Source organism: Sphingobacterium daejeonense (assembly GCF_901472535.1).
Taxonomy (GTDB): domain Bacteria; phylum Bacteroidota; class Bacteroidia; order Sphingobacteriales; family Sphingobacteriaceae; genus Sphingobacterium; species Sphingobacterium daejeonense.
The window spans coordinates 3,160,360-3,180,917 of record NZ_LR590470.1; the positions used below are offsets into that span (position 1 = coordinate 3,160,360).

20 protein-coding genes and 1 tRNA gene are annotated in these 20,558 nt (G+C 37.2%); 4 read left to right on the plus strand and 17 right to left on the minus strand.

Features of this window, described 5'->3' with window-relative positions; all coding sequences use genetic code 11:
- Positions 1–17 precede the first annotated feature (17 nt).
- The 4 genes from FGL31_RS15320 (at position 18) to FGL31_RS15335 (ending at position 2,153) form a co-directional block, all read left to right on the plus strand.
- Complete coding sequence (locus FGL31_RS15320) at positions 18–530, plus strand: DUF5362 family protein (protein ID WP_138092669.1); 513 nt, start codon at positions 18–20, stop codon at positions 528–530.
- Between the two features lie 135 nt (positions 531–665).
- A tRNA-Leu gene (locus FGL31_RS15325) sits at positions 666–747 on the plus strand.
- A gap of 174 nt (positions 748–921) precedes the next feature.
- Complete coding sequence (locus FGL31_RS15330; RefSeq protein WP_171017694.1) at positions 922–1,443, plus strand: phage integrase SAM-like domain-containing protein; 522 nt, start codon at positions 922–924, stop codon at positions 1,441–1,443.
- A gap of 113 nt (positions 1,444–1,556) precedes the next feature.
- Positions 1,557–2,153 carry a site-specific integrase gene (locus FGL31_RS15335; RefSeq protein ID WP_262709253.1) on the plus strand — a complete coding sequence of 199 codons (597 nt, stop codon included), beginning with the start codon at positions 1,557–1,559 and terminating at the stop codon, positions 2,151–2,153.
- On the opposite strand, the gene FGL31_RS15340 is transcribed toward FGL31_RS15335, so the two are convergent.
- From FGL31_RS15340 to FGL31_RS15420, 17 genes are all read right to left on the minus strand, one after another.
- Complete coding sequence (locus tag FGL31_RS15340) at positions 2,148–3,233, minus strand: restriction endonuclease (protein WP_171017695.1); 1,086 nt, start codon at positions 3,231–3,233, stop codon at positions 2,148–2,150. The two genes, FGL31_RS15335 and FGL31_RS15340, sit on opposite strands and share 6 nt — an antisense overlap.
- Positions 3,190–3,504 carry a hypothetical protein gene (locus tag FGL31_RS15345; RefSeq protein WP_138092677.1) on the minus strand — a complete coding sequence of 105 codons (315 nt, stop codon included), beginning with the start codon at positions 3,502–3,504 and terminating at the stop codon, positions 3,190–3,192. The genes FGL31_RS15340 and FGL31_RS15345 overlap by 44 nt, the downstream gene beginning before the upstream one ends.
- Positions 3,505–6,798 carry a hypothetical protein gene (locus FGL31_RS15350; RefSeq protein ID WP_138092679.1) on the minus strand — a complete coding sequence of 1,098 codons (3,294 nt, stop codon included), beginning with the start codon at positions 6,796–6,798 and terminating at the stop codon, positions 3,505–3,507.
- Between the two features lie 13 nt (positions 6,799–6,811).
- Positions 6,812–7,873: a hypothetical protein gene (locus tag FGL31_RS15355; RefSeq protein WP_138092681.1), complete on the minus strand. Its 1,062-nt coding sequence runs from the start codon at positions 7,871–7,873 to the stop codon at positions 6,812–6,814.
- A gap of 1 nt (position 7,874) precedes the next feature.
- A complete protein-coding gene (locus FGL31_RS15360; protein ID WP_138092683.1) occupies positions 7,875–8,576 on the minus strand; it encodes a DUF6808 domain-containing protein in 702 nt (233 codons plus the stop codon).
- Positions 8,573–8,893: a hypothetical protein gene (locus FGL31_RS15365; protein WP_138092685.1), complete on the minus strand. Its 321-nt coding sequence runs from the start codon at positions 8,891–8,893 to the stop codon at positions 8,573–8,575. The genes FGL31_RS15360 and FGL31_RS15365 overlap by 4 nt, the downstream gene beginning before the upstream one ends.
- A gap of 44 nt (positions 8,894–8,937) precedes the next feature.
- A complete protein-coding gene (locus tag FGL31_RS15370; protein ID WP_138092687.1) occupies positions 8,938–10,887 on the minus strand; it encodes a hypothetical protein in 1,950 nt (649 codons plus the stop codon).
- A 2-nt stretch (positions 10,888–10,889) separates the two neighbouring features.
- Positions 10,890–14,381: a phage tail tape measure protein gene (locus FGL31_RS15375; RefSeq protein WP_138092689.1), complete on the minus strand. Its 3,492-nt coding sequence runs from the start codon at positions 14,379–14,381 to the stop codon at positions 10,890–10,892.
- Complete coding sequence (locus FGL31_RS15380; RefSeq protein ID WP_138092691.1) at positions 14,314–15,081, minus strand: coiled-coil domain-containing protein; 768 nt, start codon at positions 15,079–15,081, stop codon at positions 14,314–14,316. The genes FGL31_RS15375 and FGL31_RS15380 overlap by 68 nt, the downstream gene beginning before the upstream one ends.
- Positions 15,074–15,463: a hypothetical protein gene (locus FGL31_RS15385; RefSeq protein WP_138092693.1), complete on the minus strand. Its 390-nt coding sequence runs from the start codon at positions 15,461–15,463 to the stop codon at positions 15,074–15,076. The genes FGL31_RS15380 and FGL31_RS15385 overlap by 8 nt, the downstream gene beginning before the upstream one ends.
- Positions 15,464–16,051: 588 nt before the next feature.
- Complete coding sequence (locus FGL31_RS15390; RefSeq protein WP_138092695.1) at positions 16,052–16,780, minus strand: hypothetical protein; 729 nt, start codon at positions 16,778–16,780, stop codon at positions 16,052–16,054.
- A gap of 182 nt (positions 16,781–16,962) precedes the next feature.
- Complete coding sequence (locus FGL31_RS15395) at positions 16,963–17,697, minus strand: hypothetical protein (RefSeq protein WP_138092697.1); 735 nt, start codon at positions 17,695–17,697, stop codon at positions 16,963–16,965.
- Between the two features lie 25 nt (positions 17,698–17,722).
- Entirely contained in the window at positions 17,723–17,908 is a 186-nt protein-coding gene (locus FGL31_RS15400) for a hypothetical protein (protein WP_138092699.1), read from the minus strand.
- Between the two features lie 57 nt (positions 17,909–17,965).
- Positions 17,966–18,400 carry a hypothetical protein gene (locus FGL31_RS15405; protein WP_138092701.1) on the minus strand — a complete coding sequence of 145 codons (435 nt, stop codon included), beginning with the start codon at positions 18,398–18,400 and terminating at the stop codon, positions 17,966–17,968.
- A gap of 185 nt (positions 18,401–18,585) precedes the next feature.
- The gene (locus FGL31_RS15410) at positions 18,586–19,527 is read right to left on the minus strand and encodes a DUF6712 family protein (RefSeq protein WP_138092703.1); all 942 of its coding nucleotides are present in this window, start codon (positions 19,525–19,527) and stop codon (positions 18,586–18,588) included.
- A 3-nt stretch (positions 19,528–19,530) separates the two neighbouring features.
- A complete protein-coding gene (locus FGL31_RS15415; protein WP_138092705.1) occupies positions 19,531–19,818 on the minus strand; it encodes a hypothetical protein in 288 nt (95 codons plus the stop codon).
- 121 nt (positions 19,819–19,939) lie between these two features.
- A complete protein-coding gene (locus FGL31_RS15420; protein WP_138092706.1) occupies positions 19,940–20,548 on the minus strand; it encodes a hypothetical protein in 609 nt (202 codons plus the stop codon).
- Positions 20,549–20,558: the final 10 nt, after the last annotated feature.

Below are 20,558 nucleotides of genomic sequence, written 5' to 3' on the forward strand. Positions count from 1 at the left end.
CTCTAAACATTTATATTATGGAAAACAACGAAATCAACCCCAACTCCCCCTACCAACCAAACCCAAGTAGCAACCCAAGCATTTACGACAGAGACCTTGTCATCACACCGATGAGTGGGGAGTTTCTGAGAGAAACTGCTAAATGGGCGAAATTTCTTTCTATTCTAGGTTTAATCGGAATGGGTTTTTATTTAATAATGGTAGTTTTCTTCTTTTTGTATTCTATTGGGGCATCTACAGCCTATGGAAATGGATTTAATGCTGTTGCTATGTTTCCTCTATTAATAACTGCAATCATAATTATTGCTCTTTACATAGCTCCCATTTGGTGGCTCTATAAATTTGGCACTAACCTTACATCAGCACTGAATACTAGAAACAATGATCAATTGACTACATCATTCCAATTTTTGAAAAGACATTATAAATTCATCGGAATTATGGCAATAGTAATGCTGGGACTTTATATTTTAAGTTTTATTGGTTTACTGGCGACAGGATTTTTGGCGGTGTTGGCAGATAAGGCATAGAGAGAAAAATGGCCTTTGAAGGGGGTATTTTAAAAATAAATAAGTTCTAAATCAGTCAGTTTAGGGCTTAGGATAAAATTATTTTTGCAGAATTAATGATAAGCCCTATATTTGCATCGTTCCAAAGGGAATAAGCCCCAGGTGGCGGAATTGGTAGACGCGTTGGTCTCAAACACCAATGAAGCAATTCGTGCCGGTTCGATCCCGGCCCTGGGTACTGACAATAAAGCGGGCGTCACAGACATCCGCTTTATTTGTTTAAAAACCAACTTTGGAGCGCATAATCCAACCTTTGACACGGGTGATTTATTAACGCTTTCTCAAGATTTTGCTAACATTGGTGTTAACATGATTTTTTGAGATGGCAGGTATTTATCATTCACCCAGAATCATGTTCAAGTTTTCAACTAAAATCCATGCTTACAAGCACCGTCTGAAAAAAAACGGCAATGTATCCATCAACATCCAGGTCAATATTTCCACTCCAGGAAATTTGGACCGCGACTATTTTCCATTAAACCTGGAATGGCCATTAGAACTAATTGACTTTGAGCAATCTTTATTAAAGCCAAGAACTAAGAAAGACCATGACTTTAATGACTATAATCTCATCATTATGACTGAGCGTTCAAGGCTCAATGAGATTGCAAAACTTTATAGATTATCGGGAAGACACCTTACCACCGAAAATCTCAAAAGAGAGCTGTTCTACTTTGATACGACAAAGTCCGTAATAGGTTATTTTATGAAACGCAGGCGTGAACTTCTAAAATTGAAAGCTATCTCTGAGCAAACCTGGAAAAACTATGGATCAACTATTACAGCACTTGAGGACTTCAATCCAAAGCTGAGATGGGATCAGGTCAACATTAAGTTCATGTATGAATTCAGGGCTTGGCTTAAAAAAGAATAAAATCGAATGGAGAACTGATCAGCCACAATACGGTATGGACCAGGATCAAGGACCTAAAAGCATTTTTCGCAATTGCCAAAGATGAAATACAGGTATATGTCCCACAGGATGTAATTGACTTTCCAAATCCATATCAAGAAAGCGAATCAACATATCTTAACAAAGCTGAAATTGTTAGAATGATTCAGCAGATGGATGAAGACGTTTTGAATCCTACTCAATACAATGTATTGAAGGCGTTTCTTTTTTGCTGCTTTTCGGGAATCCGGATATCGGACCTTTATAATTCAAAATATTCCTGGATGTACTCAGACAATTTTATGAAATTCACGATGCAGAAGAATTCGGAGAGAAAGCCAAAGACCATCACAATTCCCCTGATCCCGATTGCCAAAGTTTTTATCTATGGAACTGGAGGTAGTCTTTTTGAACTTCCGACAATGCAGGAATATAATCGAAGCTTAAAGGATCTTGCTGGTTTTGCAAAAATTGATAAGGTAATTACATCCCATGTTGCAAGACATACTTTTGGTTATCTGATCATGAAGTATGTAGGTGATATTTATTTATTGAAAAAGTTATTGGGACATTCCAAGATTGCAACTACGGAAAAATATGCACATGTAGATGATGAGGATAATTATGAAAAAACCCTTCAAATTCAAGGAGATTTTGAAGGGTTGTGGAAAGTGAAGAAAATAAAATTATAGTTTTTTATTTTCATCCAAAAATTGCTGTAGTTTAAATTGCTGAAAAGATTTATTTGAAATTGAAGATATGAATGGTGTATTCCCAATATTACCAGCAACCAAGCTTCCAGAAAATCCAATATCAAAATTGGTTCGAAAATTAGAATACTCACCGATGCTACTTAAACAAAGAGAAGTAAATGTAATTTCTCCGGTTGTGTCAATCTCATCAATAGAATTTATAGAATCAATATTAGAATTAAAAATTTCTTTTTGAAGCTTACCTACATCTAAAATACCTTTACGTATTGTCTCTGAATTATTTCCATGATTTACAAATAAAATATAATCGTCTAACGATAGATATTTTAATACGGGAACCGATTTTTCAAATCTGATAATTATACCTCCAGAAATTATAGGATATAAATTACCATCAATAAAGCTATATAAACCTTTATTACTTAATTTGATTTTATAAAATTGTCCTGTAATAATTTCCTCCCAGGGTGTATTGTTTAAAAGGTCTTCTTGAATGATAGTAAAAATTGAGATTATTTCGTTATTTGAATTAACTACTATAGTTTTATCCCATGGAGCAACAGCAAGGCTATACAAAAATGGATCAGGATTATAATCAGGGATATAATCTAAATGGCAGTAAAAAAAATTTTTAATTCCTTTAAATTTGATTTCTAATAATGTGGCCCAATTTTTTTTTGCAGCACTGTGGACAGTTAAAGTTTCAATTGAATAGGTTTTTGCTTTTTCAATGGCGGATTGCGTAAAACCTGAACTACATATTAAAATACCTTTATTTGCTTTAATATCATTTATTACCCCATTAAACTCCTCAACAATTCCGGGACCAGCTTTTTTCGAATAGTCCTTGACTTGGATTACAGTTAAGAAATTTATCCCATGTTTCTCAAATTTAATCGAAATATCTATCTCTCTTTTAATTTTAGCTGCGTGATCATAAATCCTATCATTTAATGTAATTGTTGAACTCGAATCAAGATCTTTATAAATATTATAAATAATCTTCTCATATTCTTTACCAGTATTCTTTAACACCATATAATAACCTATAAATTTCAAATGCCTCGTTTAAAGTTAAGGGTTTTGAAATTATTTTAAGTCCATCAATTTCTATTTGTAAATTATTTTTACATTTATAAATTACAAAATAGCTGGATTCTAAACCATATTTAAAATATCTAGTCTTTGACCTTTTTTTGAAACCATTTTTTTTCAAGCTAGTTATCTCATTATCATTCATTTTATTTAAGCTTAACTTTTCAGGTTTTGTTTCATTTTTGAATTTAATAGAGGAAATCTTATATCTTATATGATATATGGAGATAAACATTTATGCAGATTTAAGCTTCAACTTCCAAAATCCAGCCTGTGTACTGTCCTGTCCCAACATTCCATTAGATAGATATGCATTGTCATGATCATCAAACATGATTTTTCCAGCAAATTTTATGTCCTCATTTTCTCCTTCATATACTACTTTAGTCCTAAACCCATCGCGAGTAGCAATAACCCTTGAAGGTCTGTTGCCTCCGTTTGACATAGGGATATAATAAGTTCCTTTATGTTTTATCAAATGCTGACCGAATCCATCAGTACTGACAAATGAGTTTACATATTCTTGGATTGTAGCAAAGTCACCCTGTTTTTCTAAAGGTAGTATTGGCTCAAATACATATTTTCCATTGATGTCATAATAACTTGCGTAGATAAATTCCCTACTCGCATCATGAACCCAAATTGTCCAGTTCCTTCTATCTGTTTTCTTCCCATATGAAAAACCTTGCATCATTTGATATTTCATTGCACTATATCCATAGTTAGAATTACCCTCTCCAGGAGACAATAGTTCTGCTTTCCAGTTTGGGAATGTATCAGTAGTTTTGAAGCTGGGCTTTTCATTTGGATCAATCGAGGGTGCAGAATCATACCATGACTTTAAATCAGATAGTGAAATGTTCCAATCATAGTCTTGATAATCTCCATTTGTTAAGTGAGCAATACCATTTACTTCATCAATATGACATCCGTGCATATGGCGCATTTTCCCAGCATAATAATTTGTAAAATAATACCAATTATCATCCTCTTCGGATAAACCTGATTTCTTTCTATCAGCGTCAAAGCATTTCTTCCAAGTTCCAGCTTTACCATGGTCAAATGACACCCATGCACGTCCTGATATACCCCTAGCATTATTAGAAATACCCTGATGTTGCCAATAATTGGAAGTACCTGCGCCATATTCGGTCACCAGTACTATATTTTTATATACATAATGGGTGAAATCTCCTAACATGGCACCGCCAGAATGGTTTGCCCAATTACGTTGAGAGTTTCCCTCAGGCAACCAGTCTCTGATCGTGTCTTCATGACTAAAAGTGAAGCATTTCACTAAGTCAGTTTGATTATTGATCGTTCGGTACAATACATAAAACCTTTCTTTTCTGGTTACCTGATCATCTTGATAAAATATTTCCCCTCGATGCCTAATCGGAATCAAAAGCTCACCGTCATCCAACACGACTATAACACTTCGTCCTTCGCTGTTCACATCTTGGGTATCCCATGCATCAGGATGGCTATATTTATCCACTATGGTTTGAAATGTCTGTCCATAATCCAGCGATTTAAACACAGCACAAGCCTTGGCATTGTAGAAATACATTACTCCATCTTTAATGCAGCACAACGATCCACCCGTGTAGGTATTCAAACCATCTGTGTGAAGTATGTTAGATGGTATAATGAAACCACCATCTTTTTCAAACTCTGGTATGTCGTCCAGGTAATCACTTGAAACTATATCGTATTGATTTAATGTACAAAGACCTTCAAACCTCTTTTTAAAGGTCAATCCATTCACAATAAAATATAGACCACTGAATTTATCACATAATCCTTCATGAAGTGACCTATATTCTTTAATACTCTTGTCAATTACAAATGTTCCTTTGGCCATTAATTTTGCAGCATCTTTTGAAGTGCTGGTTGACAATAAGATGAACTTTGAAAAAGGCGGTGGAGCAATTGTAAGAGAATTTATGACAGATGTTCCGTTATATGCCTTGGAAATCAATTTCATATCTTCATCTAAAATTAGGGCGTTGGTATCAGTGCCATTAAACTGCATGCTGAATTCCAAACTGTCTGTACCATCAGGAATTCTAATAATTTTCGACATGTTATAACTGCTGTCATACGCCCAATTACTGGCAGCAGTGAACCTAAAATTTAAGCTATCGAAGTCCTCCTGACCTTCAATTAATGACAAACTGTTCAATACTTCACTTCCTCCGCTATTTGTAGAATTAGGCTCTACGATCCAATGAGCATTTAAAGATGTAGACCCATCAATGTTAAGGTTATAGGTTTCCAAATCTTTTAAATAAGGAGTAAAGGAACTAATGTCAATAATGGCATCGATTTCAATATCGATTTTTGCGGTTAAGCTGAATGATTTTACCCTCTTCAGACCGATAGCTCCTTTGTCGACATTTATCCTTAAAAACCCAAATTTGTTCCTTGAATCATTTACTATTAGATTATTGGGTTCATCATCAGCGCATGTTGAGATTATGAACTGATACATTGAATTGGAAGCATTGTAATTTATTCCTTGTAGACGCACTAGAGCCTTTTCTTTTGAAGTTATGCTCCACCTCTTTATAGCCTCATGTAAATAGAAAGATTCCGGATAATAGGGTGAATTTGAATTTCTCAGATCGTATTTCATTCCCCAAATAGATTTGTAGGGTATAAAGTTTACTCCTGAAAACTTCAGTCCACTTGTTTTATATGATTGCATGCCCGTGGAATTCCTAAAATTAAAAGATACTTTTTGCCCAGCAAATGGAGCCATATCAAATAATCCAATATATGATACTGTTGAATACCTTTGAGCAAAATCCGCTCTGAATGGTTTTGAATAATCAAATGACCCTGCGAAGAAGCCAATACTTGTCATTGCATTGGTATTGAAATCATCCTTCTCGTTATCAACCATTGCTATACCGAAGGAAAAATTACCATTTGGGTCAAATGTCATTTGTCGAACTACCATGTACTTCCCTTCTGGCAATCCAAAAACTCTCAACGACTTAATGGATTGGTCTAGCTTTTTGATCATTTCCAACTTCAAATTAGAATCTGTTACATCTATGTCGTTAATCCTTATAGTTGGGGCTGATGCACCATCTACCAATTTTTGGGTAACATATTGGTCTTTAGTATAGGCGTACAGCTGTATATCAGGCTTAGTAACTGGAGGGGCTGTTGGTAATTTTATTTTTAATACCCTATTAAAATCTGTCCCATCAAATTGTCCAAAACCAAATTCATCATTTGCAATAGTAATTGTACCAGAAATCACTTTATTATAAATACCTGGTCCTAAAATAGTCCAATCTTGAGGGTTTGCTGCTACTAAAGTAGATCCAGGTAATGGAAACTCTTCAGGTAATCCCGCAGTATTGGACAATCCTGTTAAGTCCAGCTTCCCTTTCAACCAAATGTACATCTCAGGAAAAGTTGTGCCTCTGAAGCCCATTTCATGAGACTGTTGAGCCAAAATATATGCTTTGTCAAAATCAGTTATTGGAGCAAGTTGATTTAAATTCGAATCCATATTGTTAATTAGTTTAGGTAATGATTAAATGAGTAGGGACACTTCCGATCTCCGGATTAACCTGTTTGGTATTGGAAGGTCTAAAAATAAAAGTGTAGCTGTTCAACTTTCCTTTCGTATGATCTGTTTTGTTTTCGCTCGTTACTATGGGGATCAGTGACCCCTCAAACAGGTAATATTTGTTCCGACTGAACAAAAAATCCACATATTGTTTGTACTGTTCCTCTGTTGATATGAAACCAGAATCCTTTTCGATCTCAAATCTCAGGTCATTCTGATATTCGAATTCCCGTTCATCAAAAACAGCTGTAGAGGCTGTGTTTTGGTGACGGTTTATCCGTTGTCCGTTCAATACCAGAGTATCCCAACCACCTAGGCGATTTTGATAGAAAAATACATCAGAATTGAATTCATAGTGGTCTCGGAAATAGAACCTCTTAAGTCCAGTAACTATAGAATCAGAACTATCAACAGTATAAGCTTCAAAATAAATGTATTTTCCACCTAGCAACTGGACCATCTTTCCAGGATTCAGGTTTACCGATTGTAGCTTGCCTGCGACCATCTGACCTACTGAAATTGTTTTGTCCGAGCCGTCAACCATCTTTGCCGTAATTTTTACAGTAACGTCTGCTGGAGGCAGTGCCGTTAGGTAAAGTGGTTGATGAAAATAGACCTCAGAATGCTTTGGAACAAGATTCAGCCAGAAGTCTCTTAGATAGGAAGCAAGGTCGAAAGGTTGAGGTCTTAAATATCCTTTGATAACTTTAAAATCCCACATTTCGGCTGACCCAACATCATCAAGAATGAACTTGAAGTTCTTTACACCCTCTTCATGTACGGTAATATCCTGGGCAAATACAGGTAAAGAATAGGTCATGAAATTCTCAATAAGTTCCTTCAGTTTTATTGTCATCACGGTACCGGTAGGTGGAGCATCATAATTTTCTATTACGATGTTCACCCAGTTCAATTGCAATGTCAACTGAACGGACGTGCCTTCTGTAGTGAACTTCAGATCAGGAACACTCTGTGAATAATTTATTGGCTGTGGCATTTGAACAATATCCAGCATATCAGAATTGAATGATGTCGTACGACAAACCCAAACTAGCACCCCAAGTAATTCCCTTGGGAGTAATGACCGGTCCCATTGTCACACCCACTCCCCATCTTGGGGATCTGGGCACTCTATTGACATTATAAACTTCAGAGATCTTGATCCGCGGATCATGGGCCATTATAGCAGTGCGATATTCGAACCTTGAAAAAATATTCTTACGGTATGGTGCATTTGCTTGGGACAACCGGATCTTTGCGGACGGATAAATCGAATCATTCTTGAGATTGACCTTAACATCAAATACCGGATCGGGCGTCATCACCAGCCATTCAGTTTGCTTGACCGTATCAACTATTCGCTCACCCTTTCCCTTTCCGTTTGCACTCACCAACATCGACGAAAGCCTATCTATTTCCTTAGTGGCTACTTTTAGAGCAACGGCCAATGTGTCTGCAAGACCTTTGCTCACATAACCGTCAATCGGTTCGGTAGTCTTTATTGAATTGTAGACATAGGTAACCTTTGAACTGTCCGAAAGAAAAACAGTGTCGATAGCATTCAATGGAACCGCTCCATTCTGTTTTATGGCATTTTGATACTGTTCCTTGAGGGTTCGATGTTCAGATTCTTTCTCATTGTACATCCTATAGAATATAAAGCCAATTACGATAGCTACTATCAATAAAAGGCTCAGTATAAAAGTGGTCTTGTTCATGGCATAACTTTGTTTATTTCTCTATTAGTTGCTTTTCTGATCAGCGAATCATTTGTCTGGGTTTCCTTATCACGCATCACATAATCGAACAACCTGTTCCTTACGTCATCCAATTGCTTGTCCTTGAGGGCAATTATCGAATCATTCTTGATTTCCCTTCTTCTTTCTTCCTCCTGGCAATTGGCCTCAAATTTTCTCAGCCTATATTCACCGGTTCCTCCCCATGTCAATAGAGCTGCCAAAAGGATGGCCAATAGGGCCATCTTCATATTCTTGTTCAGGGCATCAAAAATTGGTTGGAACAGCTTCAAAAACATGATGTGAAATTAGTTTGGTTCGGTAATTAATTAAAGGACATGCACTATGCTTCGAGAAAGTCAATATTGATCAAGGAAATACTGTTAAGCCCTATCGTGTACTGCATTTTTTTGATAAAGAAGTTCCTTCCTCTGATGTGGATCTTTTCAAGGATATCCAGGTTCTTGAGTTCGACCGGATTCAATCGGACGTTGAGGTTGAGCGTAACCTTTTCCTTTGCAATCCATTCGGCATATCGTTTATGGTATGTATTGAAGAGTCCATATTGACCGTCCCACTCAAGGACCGTTGGCCCCGAAGTGCCTGCCTCAAGGTTTGAACCAATTGATGGGTAATATTTGTCCGTTTCACCGTTTACCAGCTGGTGTCCCCTGTTGAAGGCAAGATATATCTCGGATGGCCTGACATTTCTATCAATGCCATTGAATCCTGCCACCACCCACCTTTTCATTTGGCTGGAATGGACATCGTCCTCTTCAAAGTAGTTGTCTATCTTTCTGAAGAATATCCCCGGATATTGAGGCAAAGGAATTGCTGAAGAAGTCATGTCAAAAACACTGTTCTCCCCTTTTTCCTTAAAGGAATTGAATCCATTATCAAGGATGGAATAAGAATCCTGATATTCGGTTACTCGCATCAAAGGGAACTTAACATCATCTTTTTTCTGGACGGTCCTGAAAAACACCTGGTTCTGGATCAAGAACTTCTGCTCATAATATCCCTGATCATCAACAGTATAAGGTGTTTCCATCATTTCTTTGATAGAGGTTTTATGGACTGCATCCGAAATCGCCACATTCTCACGTTTGCCAGAGCTGTATCCATAGAAATACTGTTTTCCCAATTCGAACTTCACATCAATTTCAGAAGATACTTTGTCGGACCAGTCTTTTTGTGGAAGGCCAGCGATTATCTGTGAGGAAGATTTGATCACCAATTTTCCATTGCTCGGAGCCATGGTCATACAGAACAGTTTCAGGATCGTCTTTACAAAATCGCTTGATGCAACATTCGGCAGGAAATCGCTCAACTCGACAAACGGCACATCCGGATACGGGTTTGCAGGAGACGGCCTTGGATTAGAGACCATTGGCGGAAAATTGTTCTTGGCATTATAATCAGTTGATACATCTTCATTCAATCGCTGTTTCCATGTACTGAAATAATAGGTCGGCATCACCAGGTTGTAAAGGTATCCATCCGTGAAAGGATTGTTGAGAAGAATGGAGCTAAATATCACGTCAAACAAATAACCTACCCTGAATTGTGGGAAGATTGAAGCATGGCTCCTGTAAACCCTTCTTCCCTGTTCCAGGTTTTCTTCAGGTTCCAAGATAAATGAACCATTATAGGGATTATACTGATTGATGTATTCCATATCCTGGGCTTCGAAAGGCATTTTTGACTTAAACAGCCAATTGTCAGTCCAGGGTTCAGGCTGTTGATATTTACTGTATTCCTCCATAAACCTTGAAAATGGCATGTTTTCGCTCACCATTGCAATGGGTGCAGCAATCATGTCTGTCCGGGAACCACTAGCTAGCTCTTCAGCCCAACGGGCATAGTTCCATGCAAAATTGTTCGAGTCCCGAAAATCAACATCGTCAAAGTCCCCAGCAAAATATTTTCTGCCCAGGTCCAATGTGTTCATTGGAGCCCTAAGGAATTCATTGTAGTCAACGCCTATGAACTGCAATTTGATATTGGTCAGAAATTGAAGGAAAATAACATGGCCAGTCAATATGTTGATTCCCTGAAACCTGATGATGCAAGGTTTCTCTTTTTTGCTCAGATTATTGAAAACACCATAACCACCGAGCCTATCCGGATAACCAAATGCATGCTTGTTCTTTGGAGTAGGTGGGAGATCAAAGTTCAATGAATATGGTGCAGGGATCCTATCTTCCAGCATCAATGGGTTCTCCACAGTAATGGCAATCTGAATATCTTTGGGAAGATCTAGGCTGATCCCTGAAACAATTATTTCTAACATGGTTAAAAGCTGCCGTTATTTTTAAGGTTATTTAATTCTTCCATTTTTTCAACAAATCCGTTCTTGCCCAATAGAGAAACCGACACTTCCATATTGGCTATGCGAGCATCAAGTGCTTGGAGGGTTTCAATGTTTTTCTTGAGCATGACCTCAATAGAATTGCTATTGCCGGCACCTGATCTGGGATTTGATGTTGAACCAGCGATCGTACCGCCTAATTGCCTTCCAGAAACACGATTTGACATGGAGTTTGCGATGACATCGCTCAATGTCATGGTATTTATTGTACCGTTACGCTGAGCTGTATCCAAAACATCCAACAGGGGTTTTATATGAGGATTTTCAACAGTGTCATTGTTTGCAACCCATTCTTTTCCCTTTTCTCCGACCAAAACCGTAGGACTGGAAACAAAACCTCTTCTGTTCGGATCGGACTTTGCCCTGAACTTTTTACCATCTTGTGACCGGATCACATCCAAGAAATTACCTCCTGTTTCGGCTCCTGGAATTTCCGGAAGAGGAGTCGCTGTGATGGTACCGATTTGAATGGCACCTACAGCAGCTATAAGAGCCATCAAAAAAGGATTTGGAAATGCTGAGGTTATACCTTTTGCTGTATTGACGATCGCAGTCATCAAGGCAACGTTCTTTTCCCGTTTTGCTTGATCACGGGCAACGATGGCTTTTTTCTTTTCCATCTGCTTGTCAAGCTTTTCAGACTGCTTGTTATATTCATCTTGAGAGATCAGGCCATCGTCAAGGCGTTTTTTTAGGTTTTGTTTCTTTTTGTTGTTTGCAGACTCGTCTTTTTGAAGCTGTGCATTTTCCTTGGCCGTTACCATTGCATTGTATTGGCTCCAAACTTGTCCTGCAGCGCCAAGAACATCCATCACTTGAAGTATTTTTTCCCGTATACCTCCGACATTTTCGAAAAGAGTTTCCCAATCCCCTGTTGACATTCCCAGAATATCAACCTTATCTCTATCAAACTTCTCCAGTTCATCTGCTTTATCCTGACCCGTAAGTTTGGCAAGTTCTTCTTTCAGCTGCCTGATACGTTCTACAAGAACTTTCTTTTCATCATCTGATAGAATCTTGTCTGAAAGAGTGATGCCTTCAAATGTTCCTGTGTTCTGGGCATTGATCAAGGTGTCGGTAAGCTCCTTTAATTGCTTCTTTAGGATTTCCTGTTCTTCCATCATCTGTTGATTCTGGATGAATTTTCTTGCCTGTCCCAATGTTCTGAACTGTGATAGCTCTTTTTCGAAAAGATTAGCCGAAAGATATTCTTTAGCCTGTGCGAGCGTCTTAATTTCGCTCAGCTCCTCCATGTGCCTTATCCTGAGGTCTGTTATTACATCCTTATTGTTGGTAATCCTTGCATCAATTTCCTTTGCAATCGCATCAGCATCAATTTTAGCAATATTGGACTTGTGTTCCCTTTCAAGGATTTCCAGGACATTGAGTTGCCTTTCGGTCATCGATTCACGTTCGATACCAAACAGTCCAGCTTTTTTTAACCGATCATCGTATGCTGACCTTTCTGCCTCAGCTTCTGTCTGCCTTTTTATGAGAATGGAATCAATGTAATTTTCTTCAGCCTTCGCTCTTTTCTTCAGTTCCTCATTTGCAGTGTTGGTTACAGATTTTAGGCTTTCACCATATTTGGTATTTATTGAATCCAGTTTACTCTGATATTGGTCTTGATATTTTGAAAGTTCGGCTAATTGATCCTTATCAAGTTCGGATAGATCTTCCCGAAATAATCCTTTTTGCTTGAGCAATTCCTGGTAATGCTTTTCAGCATCTTCCAATTCTTTCTGAAATGCTTTTCTTCGATCTGATTCTTTTGAAATCCCTCCAGATAAAACACTATTACCCTTGCCATTATCATCAGAACTCGGATTGTCTGTTTTAACCTTTACAGCATTCAATAGCTTACCTTCTAGTTCAGAAACGAACTTCGCGACTTTCATTTCTTGGGATTCTATGGTTTTAATGTTATTGTCAACATGGTCTGAATAAGCTTTTGCCCAATTCCCCGAAAAAAAGGTGGTTGAATTCATTGCCTCAAACCTTTCACCAATAGAAGCTCCAGAAAATCCTCGGTCTTTACGATCTTGTTCCTCTAATTTCTGTTGAGCAAGTTTTTCCAATTTACCTTGAGCAGCCCTGATTGCTGCCTGTTTAACCAGCGCTTGGGTATGTTCTTCAATAGCTTTTTTTGCCTGGCCTGCCATAATCTGCTCATTGGAGTAGTCTTTTAGGACATCTGGCATTATTTCACGCAACTTTCTTACAGCTGTCAACCTAATATTATCGGCATTAGCTTTGTCCAACGCAATAGCTATGTTCTGTTCAATCATAGCAGTTTCACCGGCCACAGTTTTTTTGCCTTCTAACATCAGGTCATTGAGGGTCTTTTGAGCATTTGCAGCATCTGACAGGCGTTTTGTTTTTAGATAAAGAGCCGTTGTCAGTGTAGCCACAGCAGCTATTAACAATCCTATTGGGTTTGCTGCCAAGGCAGCATTCCACAACCTAGTTGCTATAGTTGCAATCCCGGTAGCTTTAGCTGAAGCATATTGAGCTATTATATTTGCATTGATAGCAACAGTATAAGTGGTAATAGCTACAGTTAATAATGTAATTGCCTTCCAATTTTCAGCTATAAATGAAATAAAGCTGCTCAATGACTTGATCAAAATCTGAAAAAGACCAAGGCCAGATGTCATAACGGGCCATAACTTTTCACCAAGTTCTATCCATAATGCCTTCACCTGCTTTTGGGCCTTTTCCAATTGAGCAGCTGCTGATTCATTTTTGAGGTTATATTCATCAGTTATTGATGTGCCTTCAACCATCGCAGTATTTGCAAGATTCATTGATGATGTCAGTACATCAACGTTATTTGCAAGTGAACCAATTACTCCTATTACACGTCCTCCATCTTCTCCAAGGTCTCCAAGTGTGGCTGCCAATTCATTAATGCCATTTGCATTGTTTCTGACTCCCTGCAGTACTTTGGTAAAAGCCCCCATAAAATCCTTTTCAAGGAGGTCCTTGAAATCGGTTATCTTCATGCCTGCGTACTTGCTGTAGGTTTCGGCTTCAGACGCAAGTTTTAAAAAGAGTTTTGACAATGCTGTTGAGGAAACCTCCTCAGTCTGTCCGAGCTGATCAAGAGCAGCACCTAGACCGAGAATCTGGTCAATGGAAACTTTTGCCAATGGAGCTACACCTGCCATCCTCCGGGCAAACTCAACCATATACCCTTCATTGGCGGTTGAAGCCATTCCCAATTCGTTGAGAGCGGAACCAACTTTTAAGAATGCTTCTTCTGTGCTGTATAGATCCTTGAGCTTGAATATGTCGACTAGCTTTCCGATTTTATTTACAGTTTCTTCTACATTGCCTCCAAGATCTTCATTCAATGAAACAATGATTTGGTTGTTGGCTCGGACAAAACTCGGTGATCTCCGAAATTTCGTCATACCCTAGTTTACCAGCTATTCTGGACAAACCAAGGAGATCCTCTTGTGAGGTTCTTGTATCGATTTCCGCTAATTCTTCATTGAGTTCCTTGACTGCATCTTTGCTGAGATTCGTGGTTTTCATGACATCAACCAATAGATCATCGAAAGAAGCGTATTCTGTGACAGCTTTTTTGATGCCCATAGTTATTGCAGCAAAGGATGCAGCTGTTGCAGTAGCTGTTGCAATCCATCCTTTGAATCTGCCAGACAACCTTTCCATGGAATTACCAGTCAATTGTGTTCCTACTTGTAATTCATGAAGTCTTGATGATACAATTTCAATCTGATCACTGTATTGTTTGAACTGTTCAGAACCCGGAATACTGTTTGACCTAAGTCTACGCAGGTCCGTGAGCTGTCGCTGCAATTGGGTAATAGTCTTTTGTTCAAGCGATAGGTTATTGATAAGTTTGTCTTGCTCTCCTTTTAAATTCTTAACAACCTTTTGGTTCTCCCTGATTTCTTTGGAAAGTTCTCTATATGCATCCGAATCTTTCTTGCCTTCCTTTGCCAATAGTGCCTGCTGTTCCTTTAATTCTTTTATCTTAAATGAAGCATCTGTAATATCTCTTCCCAGGTCATTTATTTCCTTCTGAGCCTGGTTAGCATTGACGATAATATCAAGAGCAAGTGTTTCTGATTTTAATTTTTTAGCCATTGAAACCTCCTTCCCATTTACTGCGAATAAGGTCAATGGTTTCTTGGGTATATCCGAACTGAAGTCGTTCAGCTAATCCATAGTAGTGGCCCATGACAAAACGGTTGTATATCCTCAAACCCTTGCCTGAAGACCTTTTGGACTGACCGCGCCTGCTCCTTTTGAATTTACTTCGGATATCAAGGAATCGAGCATAAGAAGGAACATCAATATGAAGCTTTGCATTGGCACCAGTTCCTGAAACCAGAGCTTTTCTATTTCTAATCAGGTTGCCTGTTCTGGACTTGGTTGCTGTTTTAATGGCAACACCTTGGTTCTTGATAAACCTATTGCCTTCATCACGTAAAGTATTCTCAATGAACCTATCTCTAATTGCATCCATGGTATTATGTTGATAGACGAAAGTACTATCCGTTGTAGGCCATTTAAAGGACAGGGTATCTGGGTAAACCAGGAAAGATTCAGTAGTTAGTGGGTGGATTTAATTAAAGAGGTCCATTTAAAAGCCACTATCAAGTAAAAACAGCCTTAATTATATCATTAAGGCTGTTTTTATAAAGGCTTGTCATATTTCTTCGACCGTTCCAGGCACTGCAACTGCATTTTCGAAACAGGGCGGGCGGCATGATTTTAGTGAAAGTCTAAATATTCTTTTTGTATTTTTACCACAAAATTCTGAATATCAATATTTTTCATGCAAAATGATTATTAATTTCATTAATTATCGATACTTTCCATTACATTTTCCTTATTGTTTTCTTTTTTAATAAGCTCGAACTTTTGAAGAATTTCAAGGTTGTTATAATCCTTTAAATGATAATTCAAATAATCCATAATAGCAGACTACTAAAAGAAGAAAAAAAATGGAGATATAGCATGGAATGCTATATCTCCATTTTTTTCCTCTTTAGGACGCTATGATTGAAAATATTAAAATTTGAACTAAATTATTAAGTTTCTACAAGAAATATTATTCAACAGGTCCAGTGGTTAATATGGGTGGCGTTGGATCCCCAATCCAAGTTACGTAGTAAACAATTTCATCATTTTCTTTCTTTGCAATTAATTTCAAATGAACTAAAGTAGGTTTAGGATTACAATAAATCGTTAAATTTTTAAATCTGTAATGAGAATTGTTTCGCCTATTGTGTAATTCACTTATTTCATTAGAAATTGTTGAATTAGTTGAAAACCCATCTGAAGATACTATAAAAACACTTCCTTTATAGTCTTTAATTTCTAGTGATTTGATACTTTCATTTTCAGAGATATTTATTTTTTCCCACGAGTTTTTACATTCATAAACTGAAAATGTAAAAACGTTGTAATCTAAATTACCTTCATGTCCAATTAACATATTAGCGGGTTGGTTAGGCAAACCTGTAGGGAATGCACGAGTCATTCTTGCATATGGTAAACCATCAGATCTAAATTTTAAATCGGAAAATTCTATCATATGTCCAGCATATGATGATTGAGTAATCCATTGTCCTGGAGTGGTGCTTGGAATTAATTTTGCTGTTCCATTTTGGGAACCTATTGGGACATTTGACTTTTTAAATTTTGAATTTACAGACTCTACCTTTTGTTCCGATATCTGAATGGGATCATTTTTAGAACAAGCTACTGAAAATAGCGTGAAAATTAAATTAACTTTTTCATAATTAATGATTTTTAATGGTTTTTTTATGATTAACATTAAAAATATAAATTTATTTGAAATGGGCAAGAAGCGTGTTAAAAAAATTTTAGTCAAATAAAAAAATAACAGCTTAAACGTATCTATGATCAGGTTTTGTTGGATTTTCAAAAATACATCCTCGTTCCAATCCTAAGCCACCCTGTAATGGAAGAGCCGATAATCAATCTCGGCTTAAATATTTAGTAGTGTTTAGTTATTTTATCTGCCAATATGGAAGCCAGCAATGCACTATCATCAGGATCTCTGATCTGTAGCACCTCACCTTCCTTCAATAGCCCAGTGGCTCTTCCATAGACATATATATTCTTCAGAAAGTTGTCAGGATTCTTATTAACCTGGATAACCTCTAGGTACATATAAAATATTCCAGTTGCAGTGGTTTCAAGGAGCCTTTTCTTTTTAAGTTCATCAATCAGTAAAAACCTTAGAGTCATTGAAGCAACTGTCTGGATTGGTTTTGGCTGCTTTTTGACTTTCTTTAATAATCCCATATTCAAATTTACGTTTATTATACTTCCAATGCCATTGACCAGCCAAGATACCCACCAAAAATATTTATACTCAGGAATAATGTTAACTGAATTTATATTAAGATCTGGAAACATCTTACAAAAATTATTGCCGAAACTCCTTTCACCAAAAAGATATTCCTTTAGCTTGATAATAGCCTCTTGAGTTTCTTCGTATTGGTTTATTTCAGTTTCATTAGAAGAGCCTTCAATCTGTCTAAGAACCATGTAATACAATAGTTCATGACTGTCCTTATATGAATCTTCTTCACCTGAGAAAGAATAATTCGGATATACAGCAACTAAGAATATCCCAGCTTTATCTTTTAATTTTTTCATCCCCTGTTCATCTGTGCTACAGATGACATATCCTTTATTCCAATATCCTGTACGATATTTTGACAAATTTCATCAAATTTCTTTACTCGTATCATTTTTGTTTGGGTTGGTCTTGTTGTTTCTTAAATAAATAGAGCAAAACATCATATAACAAAGTTTTGCCAGTACTGGATGCATCACCGAACACTCCCGATTCAGCGATATCCATTATCACTCCTGTCCATCCAAGGTTTACTTTTTGGGATGTTCCAGATGTTTCTGAAGCTTCTGGAAACAAAACTGACAGATTTACCTCTATCCCATCAATGATTTATATCTTCTACCTGCAGACACTTTACGCAAAACGAAAACATATTGCAATTGCCTGTTTTTGCCATAATGGAACCTTTTCAAATAAAATAGGCTCAACTACGTAATTATGTAAACTTACTCGCTCATCACCTTCATTCTTTGGTCTATAAATAGTTGCAATAAAGTAATTTAGCAGGAGATTGGACTGTTCCTCATCTTCCCTTGATTCAAAATATTGATCTAACAATGAAAGTGCTGACTTGAATTCATACAATGTAATATTTGAGAGCAGATCATCCGGACCATAATACTTCTTATCTAAAACAGGAAAGCAATTTTTGATGGATTGATAGTTCAATTCAAAATTATCCTCATCATTTTTAACAAATATCCAGTCACATAGCTGCTGAGATAATAGAAAGATCCTCTCATTTATCAGATCACTCAGTCCAATCTCTTTCTGACAAGATATTTCCATCCGGTCCTTAAACCTGTGAAATAGGAAAATACCATTATTCTATAGTCTGCAATGGATATCAATCCATTCATTACCTTAAATGCATTTTCAAGAAGAAAATGAATCTGCTCATTTGTGCATTCATCCCATTCAGAAGGAAATTCTATCTTAAGGCTCTTTGTTGGAAATTCTAGAGTATGCATGTTCTAAGTACTAGCGAATTTATCTTTCGGATTATTGTTTGGCAATAATTTGTATTCCAGGTATTCCGGAGTCTGCTCGAATCGTTTCCTTTTGATCTTGTCAATAAAATCAAAAGCATCCTCCTCCATTCTTTTACTGAAATATGAAACCTCATCTTTAGTTGCCGGTCGACTTGCATTCAATGTTTGACTCTCGGATTCCAACTTTTTTACCAAACCTATAGGAAGTACCTGAGTATTCAATCTTCGGGTTGCTAAAGCAATTGTTCCATATACCTGGGCTCTTTGGACAAGTTCTAATAGCTCCTGCTGATAAACTGATAAATCGCTAATTTGATAGGCTTCCAGCAATAATCGATAATCCTCACCAAGAGCGGGCCTTAATTCCAATGACTGAATTTCCTGCAATAAAGGAAGTGCCAAATAATAGAATCTTGCTGAATTGTCAATTGGATAAAAATTCCCAAATACCTCAGTATTATTTACAAACAATTTTATAGAGGCTTTTTTCTGAGGAGAATCTTTCCAAATTGTATTTTCAGTTTTGTCGAGGTAAGATATCAGCTGATCTGTTGCTCTCTGAGCACTAGAAAGGTGTGCAGCATCATCCCGATTGAGCATCCACTCCCAAGGTAGTTTCTCATTAGCATCATCAACCTTTATTTTTCGGGTTGATTGATCATGTGAAACAATATTCAGTTGGTAATAATTATAGACAGACATCAATGCGATAGGCATTTGAATTTTCTTCAAAAGGTTTTGATCTTCTTCGGATGGATTAGTTTCATTTGCAATTCCTTCGGCATGATCTATCAATTCATCTCCAATAACCCGTGCCAATGCTTCAGTTTCAAGCTCTATCTGATGTTCTATTCTTTCAAAATCATTGGAGGCATACCATGATGTCGTAAGCTTCCTTAGTGTTTCGTTGTCTTTTATGATCATTTTTTAAACTTGATTGGTTACACGGTTTGAAGGAGAAACTTCATCTTCCTTCATCATTACTTTTCTATAAAATCCCATTTTGACATTGGTTCCTGGCCAATTGATTTCAATCGCTTGATTGATTGCTTCAAAAATTATTCTCTCCGGAATATTGACATCTGTCAACACATGGAATTTTGCTGCATATAATTGCTGTGAGCCACCTGAAAAAGAATTGTTTGTAATGAGGTTCGCCAATGCTGGGTTCAACCCCATCCCTGAAGTAGCTGCTGAATCTGCTTTTTCGGACACCTTAACCTGAGCTTCAATAAAATCCTTGATTTTTTGGTCAATAGGTTCTATTTTCCATTGACATAAGTTGCCGTCTTCATCATGAAAATCAACAGTTTCAATAAACTTTCCTGCGTTTTCTTTACCTGATAAGGCAGCCGCAATTTGATCTAAACAACTCTTCTTTTATATCTCTGAGCCTTTTATCAATTTGAGCGTCTGTTTCTTCAGGAAATCTATCCGATAATTTCTGTCTTTTATCATCCCAGTATTTTTGAGGTGAATGGATATGGAAAGCAGCAGAGATGCCGTTATCAGTCAGGTAATTGATAATATCAGGAATCTCTGAAGCTGTAGCCAACCACTTCAATGTTCCATAATAGGAAGGAATGGAATAGAATGATCTTGAGAAGCTGTAAAGATTATGGTACGACATGGATACTCCAAATCTAAAAGGATCTCTTTTATTGAAAACTGGATAGGTTGATACTCCAGAATGAAGGCAATTGTTTTCAAAATCCCCAACAAAGATATTCTTTACATTCTCCAATCTCTTTTCAGGATGTTCAGGCCATTCCAGTCTTGCCCAGGTATTCAATACGGGTTCCAATTTTACTATTTTTCCCGTTCCGCCAATTCTAGGACCTTTATTCCTATACCATCTTGTATAAACGCCTTTAAGATGGATAAATTCAGTCGTGATAATTTCAATATATCTGTCAAAATCCCAAGATTTCAACCATTTTTTCAATTTCTGGATG

What these genes read in the sequence shown, in the direction of transcription:
- FGL31_RS15330 (WP_171017694.1), top strand. Translation starts at nt 922, where the DNA reads ATGTTCAAGTTTTCAACTAAAATCCATGCTTACAAGCACCGTCTGAAA.
- FGL31_RS15380 (WP_138092691.1), bottom strand. Translation starts at nt 15,081, where the DNA reads ATGGCTAAAAAATTAAAATCAGAAACACTTGCTCTTGATATTATCGTC.
- FGL31_RS15350 (WP_138092679.1), bottom strand. Translation starts at nt 6,798, where the DNA reads ATGGATTCGAATTTAAATCAACTTGCTCCAATAACTGATTTTGACAAA.
- FGL31_RS15345 (WP_138092677.1), bottom strand. Translation starts at nt 3,504, where the DNA reads ATGTTTATCTCCATATATCATATAAGATATAAGATTTCCTCTATTAAA.
- FGL31_RS15355 (WP_138092681.1), bottom strand. Translation starts at nt 7,873, where the DNA reads ATGCTGGATATTGTTCAAATGCCACAGCCAATAAATTATTCACAGAGT.
- FGL31_RS15405 (WP_138092701.1), bottom strand. Translation starts at nt 18,400, where the DNA reads ATGGAAATATCTTGTCAGAAAGAGATTGGACTGAGTGATCTGATAAAT.
- FGL31_RS15360 (WP_138092683.1), bottom strand. Translation starts at nt 8,576, where the DNA reads ATGAACAAGACCACTTTTATACTGAGCCTTTTATTGATAGTAGCTATC.
- FGL31_RS15385 (WP_138092693.1), bottom strand. Translation starts at nt 15,463, where the DNA reads ATGGATGCAATTAGAGATAGGTTCATTGAGAATACTTTACGTGATGAA.
- FGL31_RS15370 (WP_138092687.1), bottom strand. Translation starts at nt 10,887, where the DNA reads ATGTTAGAAATAATTGTTTCAGGGATCAGCCTAGATCTTCCCAAAGAT.
- FGL31_RS15375 (WP_138092689.1), bottom strand. Translation starts at nt 14,381, where the DNA reads ATGACGAAATTTCGGAGATCACCGAGTTTTGTCCGAGCCAACAACCAA.
- FGL31_RS15320 (WP_138092669.1), top strand. Translation starts at nt 18, where the DNA reads ATGGAAAACAACGAAATCAACCCCAACTCCCCCTACCAACCAAACCCA.
- FGL31_RS15390 (WP_138092695.1), bottom strand. Translation starts at nt 16,780, where the DNA reads ATGTTAATCATAAAAAAACCATTAAAAATCATTAATTATGAAAAAGTT.
- FGL31_RS15365 (WP_138092685.1), bottom strand. Translation starts at nt 8,893, where the DNA reads ATGTTTTTGAAGCTGTTCCAACCAATTTTTGATGCCCTGAACAAGAAT.
- FGL31_RS15410 (WP_138092703.1), bottom strand. Translation starts at nt 19,527, where the DNA reads ATGATCATAAAAGACAACGAAACACTAAGGAAGCTTACGACATCATGG.